Annotated in this window: 13 protein-coding genes and 1 pseudogene; 5 read left to right on the top strand and 9 right to left on the bottom strand. The window is 52.9% G+C overall.

Annotated elements, in window-relative coordinates:
• Window positions 1-374 precede the first annotated feature (374 nt).
• Window positions 375-1613, top strand: coding sequence for a Fic family protein (locus LGH74_RS22345; protein WP_226179948.1), 1239 nt, complete (start codon window positions 375-377; stop codon window positions 1611-1613).
• Between the two features lie 259 nt (window positions 1614-1872).
• On the opposite strand, the gene LGH74_RS22340 is transcribed toward LGH74_RS22345, so the two are convergent.
• Window positions 1873-2880: a DUF4417 domain-containing protein gene (locus LGH74_RS22340; RefSeq protein ID WP_226179946.1), complete on the bottom strand. Its 1008-nt coding sequence runs from the start codon at window positions 2878-2880 to the stop codon at window positions 1873-1875.
• 233 nt (window positions 2881-3113) lie between these two features.
• The gene (locus LGH74_RS22335; protein ID WP_226179944.1) at window positions 3114-3476 is read right to left on the bottom strand and encodes a hypothetical protein; all 363 of its coding nucleotides are present in this window, start codon (window positions 3474-3476) and stop codon (window positions 3114-3116) included.
• A 289-nt stretch (window positions 3477-3765) separates the two neighbouring features.
• Between LGH74_RS22335 and LGH74_RS22330 the strand changes: the two genes are divergently transcribed.
• A complete protein-coding gene (locus tag LGH74_RS22330) occupies window positions 3766-3990 on the top strand; it encodes a hypothetical protein (protein ID WP_226179942.1) in 225 nt (74 codons plus the stop codon).
• Window positions 3991-4039: 49 nt separating this feature from the next.
• Here LGH74_RS22330 and LGH74_RS22325 read toward each other — a convergent pair whose 3' ends face one another.
• The 6 genes and pseudogenes from LGH74_RS22325 to LGH74_RS22300 all read right to left on the bottom strand — a co-directional run bounded on the left by LGH74_RS22325 (window position 4040) and on the right by LGH74_RS22300 (window position 9342).
• Window positions 4040-4726: a recombinase family protein gene (locus LGH74_RS22325; protein WP_226179940.1), complete on the bottom strand. Its 687-nt coding sequence runs from the start codon at window positions 4724-4726 to the stop codon at window positions 4040-4042.
• A gap of 272 nt (window positions 4727-4998) precedes the next feature.
• Window positions 4999-5086: pseudogene (locus LGH74_RS22320) on the bottom strand (IS5/IS1182 family transposase); the annotation flags it as partial.
• A gap of 682 nt (window positions 5087-5768) precedes the next feature.
• Window positions 5769-6029, bottom strand: a complete 261-nt coding sequence (locus LGH74_RS22315) for a hypothetical protein (RefSeq protein ID WP_226179938.1) — start codon at window positions 6027-6029, stop codon at window positions 5769-5771.
• A 78-nt stretch (window positions 6030-6107) separates the two neighbouring features.
• Window positions 6108-7637, bottom strand: a complete 1530-nt coding sequence (locus LGH74_RS22310; protein ID WP_226179936.1) for an E2 ligase fold family C protein — start codon at window positions 7635-7637, stop codon at window positions 6108-6110.
• The gene (locus LGH74_RS22305) at window positions 7628-8179 is read right to left on the bottom strand and encodes a Mov34/MPN/PAD-1 family protein (protein WP_226179934.1); all 552 of its coding nucleotides are present in this window, start codon (window positions 8177-8179) and stop codon (window positions 7628-7630) included. Before LGH74_RS22305 ends, LGH74_RS22310 begins: the two co-directional genes overlap by 10 nt.
• Window positions 8176-9342 (bottom strand): DUF7665 family protein, encoded by a 1167-nt coding sequence (locus LGH74_RS22300; protein ID WP_226179932.1) that lies wholly within the window; start codon window positions 9340-9342, stop codon window positions 8176-8178. Before LGH74_RS22300 ends, LGH74_RS22305 begins: the two co-directional genes overlap by 4 nt.
• Window positions 9343-9733: 391 nt before the next feature.
• On the opposite strand from LGH74_RS22300, the gene LGH74_RS22295 reads away from it, so the two are divergent.
• The 3 genes from LGH74_RS22295 to LGH74_RS22285 all read left to right on the top strand — a co-directional run bounded on the left by LGH74_RS22295 (window position 9734) and on the right by LGH74_RS22285 (window position 13327).
• Window positions 9734-10786 carry a helix-turn-helix domain-containing protein gene (locus LGH74_RS22295; protein ID WP_226179930.1) on the top strand — a complete coding sequence of 351 codons (1053 nt, stop codon included), beginning with the start codon at window positions 9734-9736 and terminating at the stop codon, window positions 10784-10786.
• Between the two features lie 11 nt (window positions 10787-10797).
• Entirely contained in the window at window positions 10798-11319 is a 522-nt protein-coding gene (locus tag LGH74_RS22290; protein ID WP_226179928.1) for a PIN domain-containing protein, read from the top strand.
• Window positions 11320-11554: 235 nt separating this feature from the next.
• A complete protein-coding gene (locus LGH74_RS22285) occupies window positions 11555-13327 on the top strand; it encodes a hypothetical protein (protein ID WP_226179926.1) in 1773 nt (590 codons plus the stop codon).
• Between the two features lie 182 nt (window positions 13328-13509).
• Here LGH74_RS22285 and LGH74_RS22280 read toward each other — a convergent pair whose 3' ends face one another.
• The gene (locus tag LGH74_RS22280; protein ID WP_226179924.1) at window positions 13510-13755 is read right to left on the bottom strand and encodes a site-specific integrase; all 246 of its coding nucleotides are present in this window, start codon (window positions 13753-13755) and stop codon (window positions 13510-13512) included.
• Window positions 13756-14292 lie beyond the last annotated feature (537 nt).

Genomic DNA, 14292 nt, shown 5'->3' with positions numbered 1-14292 from the left:
AGTGTCACTCCGTTGAAAGCCGTACCGCTATCCTAAACTTCATCGGACTTCAAAGCCCAACAATAATAAGCCTTATACGCTCTAGTCCAGAATAGAGAATAAGCGGAAACAAGCCGTGGCTACAAAATATGTTTCAACCCCAAACACTGACAATTAAGTCTATTTGTCTTATTTTATTCAAATAAATAATGAAATAAGATAAAATAGATGCAATGGCAAGGATTCGACTTAAGCAAAAAGGCCGTCTTATCCATAGCGTGAAGCCTTGTCGTACAGGGTGTCGTAACTTTTTAATACAACTTGTTTATACCCTTTTGATATAAAGATCATTAAGTGTCGTATGATGTGTCGTAGTTTTGACCAAAATTTGTCTTATGTCTCTCTACGACGGCTTGTATCGCGATCCCGGTGCTATCTCACCCATCAAACCACAATTGCCCTTGCCTGCGGAGTTACAGTCTCTGGCTTTACAGATTGTCGAAGCATCGGCGCGGTTGTCAGGAAGCCTTCATCCCGTAACGGCTACAGCTATTGCGGACTTTCTACGTCCAGCTAATAGCTATTACTCCAATTTGATCGAAGGGCATGACACGCACCCACTTGATATTGCTCGTGCTCTGCAGCAAGACTATTCAGCCGATCAGCGCAATCGCTCGTTGCAGCTAGAAGCAAAAGCCCATATTGAGGTTCATGCCCGTCTACCTGAATTACTGGCTAAAGCCGATGGAAACCCTTACCAAGCCACCTTCTGGCAGAACCTGCACCGGGCGTTCTACGAACATTTGCCCGAAGAATTTCTCTGGACAACGAGTGTGGAGGGTAACCGATTGGAGATACTACCTGGCGAACTACGGACAACGGAAGTACAGGTAGGCCGCCACATTGCACCCGCTGCTGACGCCCTTCCTTCTTTTATCAATGTGCTGGAAAGCCTGTATCTGCCTCGGTATGAGCATGACCGTTTGGCACGCGTAATCAATGTGGCGGCATCCCATCACAGGCTAGCGTGGTTGCACCCGTTTCTGGACGGTAACGGCAGGGTCATGCGTCTATTTAGCGACGCGGCGTTCCAAGCAGAGCAGTTGGACGCCGGTGGATTATGGTCGATGTCGCGGGGGCTTGCCCGGAGTGAGTCAGCCTACAAGCAGGCATTGGCGGCAGCGGATAGCCGGCGCGAGAGTGATACCGATGGGCGGGGTAATTTATCGCATCGTCAATTAGTAGCGTTTTGTAAGTTCTTCCTGGAAGTCGCACTGGATCAAATTCACTACATGACCCGTGTACTGGCTATTGATCAAATGCTTGACCGGTTGCGTGGCTTGACGCAGCTACTAACGCTACGGCACAAATGGCGACCAGAAAGCTATTACGTACTAGAAGCAGTGTTTCTGAAGGGCAGCATCCCGCGCCGTGAAGTGGAACGGTTGACGGGCTTGTCAGAAAGAACAGCTAAAGCGCTGGCGCAGCAACTCGTTGCTGCTGGTCTTCTTACGACCAACTTGGCTGAACATTTAACTCCGTACCGAGCAGCATACCCTATCGCCTATGCACCCGTGTTGTTCCCAGACTTATATCCCCCTGCAAAAGAGATAGATATGTTAAATGCAAGCTGAAGGTGCCGTTTACTCAGCCGGCTCGAAGACAAGCTTGAACTCAACCACCACATCGCTTACTGAAACACTGAAAGACACTTCTCTTCGCCCGGGTGCTGTGCGCCCAATCACTGCGAAACCTGCCGTCAAACAACGTTCCAATGGCATCTGGCTTAGTTAGACTACCTCGTTCAGACGAACCCTTTGTGAAGGGTTACGGTATAATAAATGAGAATGGAAGATGGCTTCATCTAACTGGAAGTGTAATGTACCCTATTGCTTAGGCAGCTTTGCTAGAAGCAAGCCTGGATGGTATGTCTTCTTCATGAAAACCAATGGGCAATAGATTGCGCCTTACTTGGTCGGCAATCTGAGTACCGGCGACTGCCTCAAAGAGCAATTCCTCTAGCAGGCGTAGATTGTGTACACTGAGCGACACAATACTCGACTCCACACACGAAGTCGATGCCAACCGACCATATGCGCTACGTTCGTAACGCTGCCCATGGCTTGCCTTCAGGATAGGATCTGACGTAATGATTGAACCTGTAAAGCCTGCCTCCGCTAATCGAAATAACGTGCTCGGTGCATGAGCAGGGCCTGCGCCGACCAGCAATACATGGAATGGCCGACCGACTGCCGACAGCAGCGTTAACAATCCATCGAGTTTCTCGGTAAACTCTCGTTGGCTGCGCGTGCGGGTAAAGTCACGCGATATGACGGAAATAGATGGATTTGCTTTCAGCCATGCTACCCACTCTTGCTGTCCGCGGTAATCCTCCCAGTACAAGTTCGGAATAGTCATCAAGCCCGCTTCTTGTAATTCCTGCAGTACGCGGTGGTGACGCAGTTGCATGACCACGTTATGCGCCCGTGGTAAGAGGGTACCAGCAGTGGTGAGGGTGCTGACAGAAAACGTCGGACCTGTAGCGGCCAAAAACGCGCACTGCTGGAGCTGGCGAAGGGCCTGGCGTCGGCCCATCGCCCAAAAACTCTCTAGAATTTTGTCTTGGGCATTGAACACGGCCAGTAGCTCACACGCCGCTCCCACATTCAAATGCTCCCGTGCTGTCAACGCATCGGTAAAAACGGGCCTGACGGTAGCGGGATCTTTTGGGCGCCAGTTGAGGAGTCCTTTGGCATCTACGGCCGCCCAGCGCAAGGGCAAACGGATATCGGTGCCCGCTAAGTCGGCCGTCTTGGTAGGGATAAGCAGCGGGAATGGTTGAGCCCCCTGCTGAGACAGCTGTAAGCGGTGCAACGGAAGACCAGCGGCGACGTGTTCCACAAACGTATCTAAGTGTCCTCCTTGCTGGTTCTCGTTCTGACGGTTCCGGCAAATAATATAGCACGTACTACACCGGTAGCGCCGTGCGGTGTCCGTTGGTTTCCAGGCACACCCACACGGCGCTGTCTTATATCCTCCTCCATTACAGACGTGATACGCCTCGCAATGAGAAGCGCAGTCGTCAAATAGGGAGCGTTGCTGACCAACTAGGGAAGGGGACAAAATCGCGGGAGTTACACGTGGAGACGAACGCGAACCATCGCCTTTAAAGGAGCCTCCGTCCGCTCAATTAACCGGCCTCGATATCGGCTTTGCGAGGCCAACTCTGCCGTGTAATGGCTAGGTACCGTTCCTAAGCGATTGCCGGCCAGGGAAGCCTCATAGTGTCCACCCACCTGGTGGAGGTCAACGAAATCTCCGATCTGTGCCGGAAGCAGAACAGCTTCCACCAGCTGAATCAGCAGAATATCCAATTCGTCCGCCAACTGGTTTTGTCCACCTCCACCAGTGGCAGCCCGCAGTGGTTCGCCGCTAACCAGTGCGGTTACTGGCATTGCCTTCTTCTTGGGCTTATGTTGTTTGGAGCCGTTTCCCATACCTGAACAGTAAATGTCTTGTATAGGTCAATTCTAATGTTATAGCAATAGTTCCATTATTGGTTAAAAAAGTTAGCAGCTATTTCTATTTGCTAAAAACAACAGTATTTGGTCGCTTAATAGGCCAGCGGGTCAACATAGTACATTAATGCTTTGTCTTGCAAATAGCCATTGCTGGGATACTTCTTTTCTCCAAACAACATCCAAAAGCGCAGGTTTTTAGTATTGTTTTCTTACTATTTCCGTATGGGCTTCTGTAGCTTTATGGACCACTTCATCTGGCAGTAGTATGGCTCAATACTTCAATTCGCTCAACACCCATCAGCAGGCATTAGCAGCAGAATATATGTGGCAGTATTTGCAAGCTCAGAATGCAGTACCTGTTGGCACAAGTCGTGATGCTATACTGCATGCTATGGTTGGCCTCAATACAGTAGTTCAGACTGAGGGTACATTTGTTGTCTTTAGTGCAGAGGATCAATGCCGGGTCCTTGCAGCACTACCAAAGAAATGAAAGCGGCTATCTAAGTCTAGGTGAACGCCTCAGCGGATCTATGGTATTACTATTCGGCAATTGGGACACCCGATCCGGACGAAAATCCGAGTAGTAGCCGGCGTACCCCGGCAGCGGTAAAGTGACAGCCGCGGCGAGTCTGATACCCCGAGGCCGTGAGCTGGGCCGCAATACGGCGGTAGTCCCACTGCAGACTACGATACAGCCGGGCGAGTTCGGCTGCCTGTCGGTTAGCCAAACTCGCTTGGGCGTTGAGTTGCCGTTGTTGCTGGCCCTTGACCCTCGCCTCGGCTGTCAGATTCGCGGGCGTACCAAGCTGAAATCCCCGCGCCTTCTTAGCGGCCAGTGCGTCTTTCGTGCGAGTCGAAATCGCCTTGGCTTCTTTCTCGGCGACAGCGCCGAGTACGTGAATGGTAAACTCATCGGCGGCCGGCATGTCGACAGCCTTAAACCGGACGCGGCTTTCCATCAGGGCCGTCAGGAAGGCCAGGTTGCGGGCCAGCCGGTCGAGCTTGGCCACGAGTAGCACGGCGCCGGCATCCTTGGCTGCCTGCATGGCGGCTACTAGTTGGGGCCGGGCATTCTTGCGCCCACTCTCAATTTCGATAAACTCGCCCAGGATCTGATCGCCCAGCGAGAGGAAGGTCCGCACGGCCGCCTGCTGGGCTTCGAGTCCTAAGCCGGACTGTCCCTGGCGGGCGGTACTCACGCGGTAGTAGGCAACGTAGTCGGGCACGGTACGCTATATATAATAGGAGTGACAAGAAGACAGCCCAAAACTACCTCGTTTTTCCTTGTGTATCATTACACAAACGTGCGTTTATGTAATGATACACAAGGTGTGATTATTAATATGACCTACTTATCCGAAGCTATGATGCCACATGGTACTAATAACTCAGGAGATCACTTCCACTAGCATTAAGCAAACGTGAGACACTGAATGTCTTCCAAGATTGTAATGAGCTATTCATAGTCCCGCGCTAATCGTCGGAAGCGCGCTGTCTAAGCTAAGGAGCGCTCCACCGCCCAGCGCTTGGGCAGCAGAACGAAGCCTTTTTGCCTGCGGTAGTTTGACTACATGCAAATTGATGCCGTACCTATTACAAGCTACTGGTTGCGACTACCAATGCCTCGCCGTTAGTTTGTAGGAACTCCCTGCTGGCGTTTATTAGGCTTATACTGGCCAAAGCTACCAGTCTCAATTTACTCACAGGTGCATAACACCGTCTAGGTCCTAGGTTGCGATGTTCTCGGTTTCTTAAGAGGTACCTGAAAGCCAAGAACCCTCGCTCCACGCTTTCAAGCTGGGGCGAGGGTTCTTGATTAATAGAGGGAAGAGGACAGCTGTCGAGATCCCTGCGATATGGCTTTAAATAGATTGCATAGGACCTATTAGTCGCCTCTCTTATGCTTGTGAGGCTTCAAATCGGGGTGCTTTGGTGCATTTTCCTTCGTAACCCGCCTTCTTTCGTCGGGTGTACCATCTTGTTTGTTGGGTTTTGGTCCAGGTTTGATAGCCATGACAACGAGTGGTTTTTGGGTTGAAAATTCTTTTTAAGCTTCTGTACGAAAGGATTTTATCCTGCTAAAAAGAGTAAGCGAAGATAGGGTTTTTGGTAAATAGACTAATAAGACTGGGCCAGCTACGAAAGCACTCTAAAACAGCCCTTTTGAGGCTTTTCATGCTCTCATTCATTACTAGCCCTCAAATATTCTTGCCTACTCTTAAGAAATTATCTGACGGAGGGTTGATGAAATTCATCACTCGGCAAACTTTACGAAAACGTATACTCTTTCCAAGGAATACGGCGGGGGTCGAGGTTGGCTAGAAAGTTGGCAATGTCTTGGCGACCATAATAAGTAAAACGCCCACCGCTGCCCTGACAAGCTAAAATCAGGGGGACACCGGGGAAGTAGCGACTGAACGCTTGCATGGCTTCTTGCCGGGTGTGTTGAGTGCTAGCGGCTTGGCTGGTGATGAGTACGAGAGCGAATGACTGCCCTTGTTCACGAATCTGCGCTCCTGTAAATTTCATGAGGTTAGGTGATTAGGGTACTTATCGAGAAAGAGCATTTTGTGTTGGGCCCCAGAGAGGTATCACTGAGAAATCCTGTTAGTTGGCTGAGTACTTGTCTCGGTAAGCCTGCTGATAGTGCTTGTCTAAGCAAATACAGCGACTACCTGGGCGTTTCTGAACCGGAATATTCAGGTGATTGCCCAGCGGGTGCAGCAGGTCAATGCGCGTCGTGGCTGGCAGTTCCCCAACGCGCAGGCCCAAATCTTCCACCACCAGCTCGGCCGCCAGCATAATGCCCGCAAGTGCGGATTGGAAAGCCATCGGCGTTTCGTTAAGGTGTCCGGCACTCGTGGTGAGCAATACCCCTCCACAGACGGTTTCCTGGTAAAACACTCGGAGGGGCTTGCCTACGAAAGGTCGCAGCAATTCCACCGGGGCCTGATTCGCCGCTGCAATTCGGTCGGCCAGGGGCAGGTCTACCACCGTGTGCCGGTAGAGCATATCGCGGACTTCGGCTTCGGGTAAGTTCAGCGACTCCGCCACCATCATCGATTCGGACTTGCGCTCCCCTTTGGGCATATACAAGCATGCCAGACAAGCAGTAGTCCTAAAATCAGGATGACGGGAAATACCCAGGTCGGCGCTTTGAGTCCACGCGTTGAACAGCCGCTGGGGCAAAGAGGCTTGAATGCTAATGCGGGCTTCGGCAGTATCTACTGCCACGGCAACCCGAGCCAGCTGCCAATCCGGTCGCTGGGCCAGGTACTCGCCCCAAGTCCCTTGGAACGGGAGAGGCGTCAGCCCGGTGCGGGTCAGCTGTTCCGCGGCCAAGTTCACCTTTGGAACGGACACGTCGGCTTGCGTGGCCAGGGCGTAGCGCTGCAGGTTGGACAAGTCCACGGGCTCGTGGTCTACAATCTCCAGCGTGCCCCGGGCCTGGGGCAACTTATTCAAGGCCCACAGGAGCCCGTTGCCGATGGCGCCAGCACCCACCAAGACTGTGTCCGAAAACGAGACCACCGCCGGCCAAGCCGGCTCGGTGGATGGTAGCGGTGCTGCGGTGTCGTACGTTACCAGCGAAAGCCGAATTTCAGCGTCCGTCGGCGCGTTGGGCAGCGCCCCGGCAAATACGGTGCGGAACACATTTGCGGCACCCAGGCAGGCGGCTGCGCCGGCTCCGAAGGGATTCCCTGAATTGCCCGAACCCACCGGGACCGTAGGGGAAAACAGAGCAATCCACTCGGAAGACCCAACGTAGAAGGTGGGCATGGCCCCGAACGCAGCATCAAGGGACGTACTGCCTACAACCAGGGCAACCCGGAGGGCTTGCTCCGCTAGTAAGTCAATCACCGGATTGATGGCTTGCAAGATGGCCTGCACGTAAAGAACATGCGCTTCTGCCGCCGGGTCCAGCGGGTGAACGACTACGCACGGGTATAACCGCCCCAGTAAGCGTGCGCTCAGGTCAATGGTGGCCCGTCCTTGCGGCGAGGCTACCGCGGCGCCGTCGAATGCCAGCAGTACCGGCGAGCTCTCCAGTTGTTGTTGAAAAGCAGCTCGGTCAAAGTTGCGCAGCACTTGCGAAGCGGCCAGTGCCGCTTTGTCGAAAAAATTAGCTAGCGCCATGGCCAATACCAGCGAAAGGGCCGACGAGGGGCTTCGTCGACGAGGTAAATCAATGATGTTTTCGCAAAAGAGCTTAAGTGGGCCCAGTCGCGACCTGGCTGCAGTCGATACACTTCCCAGGTAGTGAGGTTAACGCCCTTACGGCCGAAGTCGGGCACTACGACCGAAACGCCGCCCAACACGGTGACAATGGGATACGCGTCATCCGTTTCGGAATGATATGCTCGGCTCGGGTGGCTGTGAATCTGGGCCACGAGCATCAGGCCCGCCTCGTAGAGCTCTTGGTTGATGCGCCGGAGTTCGACCCCAGATACCACGTACAGCAGCCCCTGTTCGGTGCGCGTGGCGTCCTGCTCGGGAATGATGGTGCGCTGAATCCGGAACGTGTTCCCGTCGCGCTGGCCCGCCCACAGGGCAACACCTTCCAACCCGTCGCGCCCCGCGCGCTTCAAATGCGCCAGGGCGTCTTCCGCCAAGTTCCGAGGTAACTCAATGCGCGTAAGCCCCGATAGCCCGGCGGAAGAAGTACTAGTCGTGCTCACGAGGCAATACGCTGAAAGTCGGGCTGCAAGGCCATCTGCACTTGAAATTGGTAGTTTGTTAGCGGGTTGATGCCGTAGGTGTAGAGCACGTCGACCAGGTGGCCAAGAGTGCCCACCGTGGTGCCCCGGTACAGGTGCCAGGAGTCGCCGGTGTGGGCGGGGTGGTCGTGGTATTCCTGTGTACCGCGCACGCACAGAAACGGCGGCCCATCCGGCGCGTGGTGTTGCAGCAACGCCTGCAAGCTGATTTGGATGGCCCCATTGGCATCTGGTTGGGGTACCTCGCCGTTGCGCTTCAAGAACTGTGTGGGCATCTCCTCAAAACGCAGGGGCCGATCCGTGAACACGTCCACAAACTGCACGGAAGGCGGGCGCAGGTCGTACTCGGAAAAGTCAATGCGTACCCCAAACAGGAGTGGGATGGGACGGATTCTAGGGGCCGCGAAAGCCAGGACAACCACAGGAAACTCGGCTTTCAGCAACAAGATGCCCCGGGCCCGCTGGTCAGCTTCGCTGCTGCGGAACTTGGCTACTTCCTCGTTGAATTTAGCCCGGCTCACCTGCGGGTCTACCTGCGCGCTCACAGCCGGAGCCGATTGCGGCGCGGGTAGAGTCTGCACGTCAGTTGAACCGCCAGCGCCTACTCCTTTGGTCAGAAAGAGTTTCGTAAGCGGAGCGAAGTTATACTCCTCTACTTTACGGCGGAGGTCGAGTTCATCACCGTTGCTGTTCGTCAGTACCCACTCCGACAAAGGAAATTCAGCGTTGCCGCTGGCATCCAGGGCGTGCTGCGCCACGACGTGCAGTGGCTGATGCACGTTGGCTTCCACGCGGGTTTCGGAAGTGTTCACGATGACCAGCAAGTCCAGGCGCTGCTCCTGCTTGGGCCCTTTGTCCTCCGGTTTATCGTCCTTCGGGTTTTTGGGCAGCTCATCCTTGGAACCCAGAGGCGTGGGGTCATGGTCTTTGGGCTCTTTCACATTAGGAGTCTTATCGGGCCCCTTGGCAGAGCCATTGTCTGGCGAACCGCTGTGCTGGGCCTGATGCGTGACACTGCGGGCCGAAGCATTGGAAGCAGGTACGTTTGTTAGCGGTGCGCCACTGTTGTGCGCGGGGTCAGGGGCAGGCTGACCGTTATGCCCGTTGGAGGAAGTGTCTTTCATGCTAGGTGTGTGGGAGGATAAATAATGCGCCGGCTAAGGGCGTTGAAATGGGCCTAGAAGCCCTGAAAGGTGCCGGCCATTGGTATTGGATATGCTGTATAGCCACACTACCTTTGTAACCGGAACCCAAGTGCATGCTGATTTGGGTATGCCAGCCCACGTGTTCGTTGTTCGCGAATCATTTTTCAAACCCTCTCCTGCGTCAACAGGAAGAGGGTTTCTTTTTTCTAGCAAAGCCTGTTGTAAGATTTCTAGTTATGTTGATGACTCAAAGATAAGGAAACGTGTAGATGAAAAGTTCAGAAATTTGCTTTTCGTCAACCTAAAAACGTATCTTTGCAACATCAAAGCGCTGGTAATTAGATTTTTAATAAGTAAAATATTTCACCTAATGATAAATTTCCCCGAGCGTCTACGCTCAGCCCGCAAAGCCAAGGGCTGGTCGCTACAGGAGCTTGCCAGTCAAGTGGGAAACATCAGCAAGCAGGCTTTGGGCAAATACGAGCAGGGCCTCATGAAGCCGGAGAGCGATACCTTGTTCGCCCTGACCCAGGCCTTGGGTCTCAACCCAAGTTATTTTCTGAAGCCCGCCCGCGTTGATTTGGGGGCCATTAGCTTCCGCAAGAAGGCCAGCCTAAAAGTGAAGGAGCGCGCCGTGCTGGAAGAGCAAATCCGGGATTATTTAGACCGCTACCTCGAGATCGAGGAACTGCTGAACATCGAACACGAATTCACCAACCCGCTCGGCCGGGCAGCCAAGGTATCGAGCTACGAGGAGGTAGAGCAGGCCGCGACACTATTGCTGACCAAATGGAAGTTGGGCATTAATCCAATTCCCAACGTCATCGAAACCCTGGAAGACAACGGCATCTGCGTTTTCGTCCTGCCAGGCCCAGCCTCGTTTGATGGATTAGCCACGTGGGTCGGCAAGTTGCCGGTGGTGGTTTTAAACGCTAATAACACGGTAGACCGGCGCCGCTTCACTGCCTTGCACGAGCTGGCGCACATCCTGCTCACAATTACCGCCGCCGACGAGAAAGAGGAGGAGCGGTTTTGCCACCGGTTTGCCAATGCCGTGCTGCTGCCGCAGGAAGTGGCACTGCGTGAATTGGGGACCGTGCGGACTAGCATATCCTACGGGGAACTGCTCTCCGTGAAAAAACAGTACGGCATTTCGGTGCAGGCCATCATGCGTCGGGCCTACGACCTAGCCATCATCAAGGAGAGTTACTACCGGTACTTCTGCATTAAAATTAGCCCAAATCGAAAGGAAGAAGGTTTTGGTCGGTACACGTTTGAGGGGGAGACCCTGCAATCCTACCGGTTTGAACAGCTCTTATTTCGGCTGGTCGCGGAGAGTATCGTGACCGAGAGCAAGGCAGCAGCGTTGGGGGGCATGAGTGTTTCTGCTTTTCGGGAGAAAATAGACCCTGTCCTTTCGTAGCCTATCCTATTATGATTACTACGGCTACCACTATTCCAAGTGCTCATATCGCTATTCAGGATACCAGCGTGATGCTGGATTTGTCCCGGGCCGGGCTGGTGCAGGAAGCATTTCGCTTACCGGTGACCTACTTCACCGCAGAAGGGGTGTTTGCAGGGCTGAACATGACCCAGCAGGATGAGTTTGCGCCATTCCTGCAAACTACCCAGCTGCGGACTATCGCCTTGGATGCTTCAATGTTCGCCACCATTGAGAAATACCTGCCGCTGCACGATGAACTATCGGAAGACGACCTGTCGGTATTTCACTTAGCCTCGATCAACAACTGGCCCGTGATTGCGAGCTGCAACACGCTCCGGCGGTGCACCCGCCAACTGGGCGTTACCGTTCACAGTACCTATTGGGTGTTAGACCTGCTTGTTCAAACATCCTTGGTAACTGTCGTCCAAGCGGGCACCCTGCTGCGGCAAATGGCCACCGCTAATCCCCGTTTGGCTCCTGAAGATTACGAAGCCAGAAAAAAGCTCTGGTAGCCCCAGTCAAGCAAGGGCGTGGATGTATGCTAGGTAGATAGCGCTGTAACGTGCATCAGCGTCTGTTCCCAACCGATAAATCTTGCTTCCAGATCGGAGAGGAGGGAATGACTCACTATAGAGAGGGCAGTACTACGGTTTAACGCCCGCGTGCTATTCCCTGTTTTTCAAACCATGCAGTAGCATGTAGCAGTACCCGTCGCTATGCTCCATTTTACATGTACAGATTTCTTCCATGAAAATAGCAAGGTTAATAGAGTTTGAAGAGGTTTTTGATGAGCCTAAACAACACTGGCACAATTACCTGGCTGGCATTAGCAACGAGGTGGTTTTGTTGGCCGCCACACATTTTCTGGCCCGCCAGGAAACTGGCCCGCGGGATTACTACACCGATATGGAGCAACTATTTGGGTCGCATAATGAGGTTGCTACCAGAAGTGTGTTTCGGCAATTGGAAAAGCTGGAGCGACAAGAGAAAAGCAAGTTAAAGGTAACGCATCCCAAAAGCGCTCTACGTCTGTTTGAGTACGCATTTCAGCGAGATGAAGAACCACACACGCAATCCGAAGCGGAGGTAGAGTTGAGCTTATTCAAAGCTTTCGTCGCCCAAAACAATGAGTACTCGGACGAGCAGAATGCGGCTGTTGAAGCTTCTGCTGCGGAGCAGGGGTTGTCTAGGTTGGCCTCACTTTCGCTGGCTGGCTCGCATTCCGACTTCGAACTGGTCAACTTCAACACGGCTCAAGTTCTGCTGATGCAGTTGCTAAAATCTGTGCGGCTATTTCAGTTTTTGGAGTCCGATTCAACTTACCACCCGCTTCTCAATGCCTTCTTACAGTACTATGACTGTTCCAAGTGGCAAGACTACATGTGGCGACTCAGCGGAGTGGTAAAGGCAATCATTTACGCCGAAAAAGCGGGTCGGATAGAGATTCACGTGCCTCAGGACACAGAATTTGAAGCAAATTGTGCCTTCCTTGATAAAACCGCGCTGACAATTGGGGAAAGACTAGACGAACATGATTTTCTATCAACCCGTGGTCGACCAATCTACAAGCAGAGCAAGGGAGTGTATGCCGTAGTGTTTCCAGTATTTGTGGCTGAAATGCTGCATAAGGGCCTATTCTTTCAGCTTGATGCCCTTGTCAAGAAAACGAAACCAAAGCTGCTGAAAGGCGTGGACTGGCGGGGCGCTTACTGTCTAGCATTCTCCGAAGACTACTTACTAGCGAACCTACTCGATTCCATCTTTAAAAAGCGCGGCCTAGCTTGGAGTGGCAAGCGTATCAAGGGTGAAGAATGGTTAAAGGGCAAAGGTGACGCTGAGCCAGACTACTACTTCCGAACCGGCAAACGAGTAATTCTATTCGAATCCAAGGACGTCAATATCAGGAAGCAGGCGAAAGCAGGCCAAGACTTTGCTGGATTTCTGACGGAGCTACGAAAGAAGTTTTACCACGGCGTGAAGGAAGACGGGAGCCGTGATGAGGAACACGATGTTGGTGTACTCCAACTCATGCGCAACATTAAGCGACTACTAAGCCCGGCCAAGGAGTTGGCTTTTGACACTGCTTACAATCATACCAGCCTCATCGTCTATCCAGTACTGGTGGTTCACGACCGGCTCTACAACATGCCGGGGCTGAATGAATTAGTTAATGGTTGGTTTCAACAAGAACTAGCCCAGCTCGGAGAAGCTGCCCGGCAGGTGTGCCCGTTGGTTATTATCGACATTGACACCTTACTGGCATACCAAGACCATTTTGCTAGCAAGAGATTGGTCTTATGGGAAGTGATGGAGGCATATTACCGGTATATCAAGCCCGTAAAACGCAATGTGCGGTCTGAACAGGAGGCTGCTCAATTGATACTGCGCACGGTCGACCCCTTTATCACCTTCTTGGACGACCACGCAAGAAAGCAACATCTTGCGCCCGTTCCTTCCCGCCAGTATGCTCAGCTCATTGAGGCGATGAGCGCGATTACTGAACCTGAGAATGAAAATTAGATAATCTACATTCTCCTACAGGCCTAGGTTTGAGCTGCGTTATAGGAAACGACGTTGTTGAGTTGCGTGTAACGCTCAATCATGGCGTCCGTTTTCTACTTGGTTTGGTTCTTTATGGCCTTATGGGATTGGCCGTTGAGCACGGCTATGGTTACAAAGGATACGCGCAAGGAGTGGGCTGATTAGGCTGGCCCGAGGTGCTTTTGTACTATCTTGTTGATGGAAATATCCGAGAGTCGCTTCTCCAACGGAAGGGCCATCTGCCCCGCAGCTGCCCGCGGAATCTTGACGAACAGCGGCCCCGTAGTGCGACCCAGCAAATTGAGCCACGCCCGCAGGCACCGCACGGGGCAGAAGTCGGCGTTGGGCGCATAGAAAATGGCTTTGTCCTCGACGGCGCCGTACTGGTTGGTCTTGCTTTTGGCCAAGTGCACGAGCAAGGCCCGCTCGGTGTACTCGGGGCCCGCTCAGGAAACGGAGAATATCGCACGTTAAGAAATTCGGGAATCTGGCGAGCGTTTGGTATAAGTCTCAGTTCCCTAGTAGTCATGTTGCATTTAGTTTTCAGCCGACTGCCCGGCAGTAGGAGGCATGCTTTTCACTACGCCGCCAGTAGGAGGCAAAGTAAGAGACGCGCGGTATGCCCCTACATTGCAACTCTCAAACACCGCCACTCCGCTACCTTGACAGGCTCAACTATGCTTCTTTGTCAATGGTTACATGTTAAGAACGGTGGATTGAATGATGTAACACGTGAATTGCCTACACGAGCAGTGGAGGAGTGTAAACACTTCTCACCTAGTGTACTGTGCGTTGTTATTGTTCTGGCTTTCCGCGTCTATACTTAAGGTATTGTAGTACCAGCCCACCGACGGCACAAAAACTTTTTACCAAACCCGTTACCTGCTCAGGTGAAAGATTTAAAAGAAGTTGCTGGGCGTGGCCAGCAAATTGGGTTAGCTCTT

The organism is Hymenobacter lucidus, assembly GCF_020447265.1.
GTDB lineage: Bacteria > Bacteroidota > Bacteroidia > Cytophagales > Hymenobacteraceae > Hymenobacter > Hymenobacter lucidus.
The sequence above is the reverse complement of the archived record's forward strand: the minus strand, read 5'-3'. Positions and strand labels throughout refer to the sequence as shown.

Excerpts from the sequence above, each read along its gene's own strand:
- LGH74_RS22300 (WP_226179932.1), bottom strand. The coding sequence starts at position 9,342 with ATGAAAGACACTTCCTCCAACGGGCATAACGGTCAGCCTGCCCCTGAC.
- LGH74_RS22335 (WP_226179944.1), bottom strand. The coding sequence starts at position 3,476 with ATGGGAAACGGCTCCAAACAACATAAGCCCAAGAAGAAGGCAATGCCA.
- LGH74_RS22285 (WP_226179926.1), top strand. The coding sequence starts at position 11,555 with ATGAAAATAGCAAGGTTAATAGAGTTTGAAGAGGTTTTTGATGAGCCT.
- LGH74_RS22330 (WP_226179942.1), top strand. The coding sequence starts at position 3,766 with ATGGCTCAATACTTCAATTCGCTCAACACCCATCAGCAGGCATTAGCA.
- LGH74_RS22290 (WP_226179928.1), top strand. The coding sequence starts at position 10,798 with ATGATTACTACGGCTACCACTATTCCAAGTGCTCATATCGCTATTCAG.
- LGH74_RS22345 (WP_226179948.1), top strand. The coding sequence starts at position 375 with ATGTCTCTCTACGACGGCTTGTATCGCGATCCCGGTGCTATCTCACCC.
- LGH74_RS22295 (WP_226179930.1), top strand. The coding sequence starts at position 9,734 with ATGATAAATTTCCCCGAGCGTCTACGCTCAGCCCGCAAAGCCAAGGGC.
- LGH74_RS22315 (WP_226179938.1), bottom strand. The coding sequence starts at position 6,029 with ATGAAATTTACAGGAGCGCAGATTCGTGAACAAGGGCAGTCATTCGCT.
- LGH74_RS22310 (WP_226179936.1), bottom strand. The coding sequence starts at position 7,637 with ATGGCGCTAGCTAATTTTTTCGACAAAGCGGCACTGGCCGCTTCGCAA.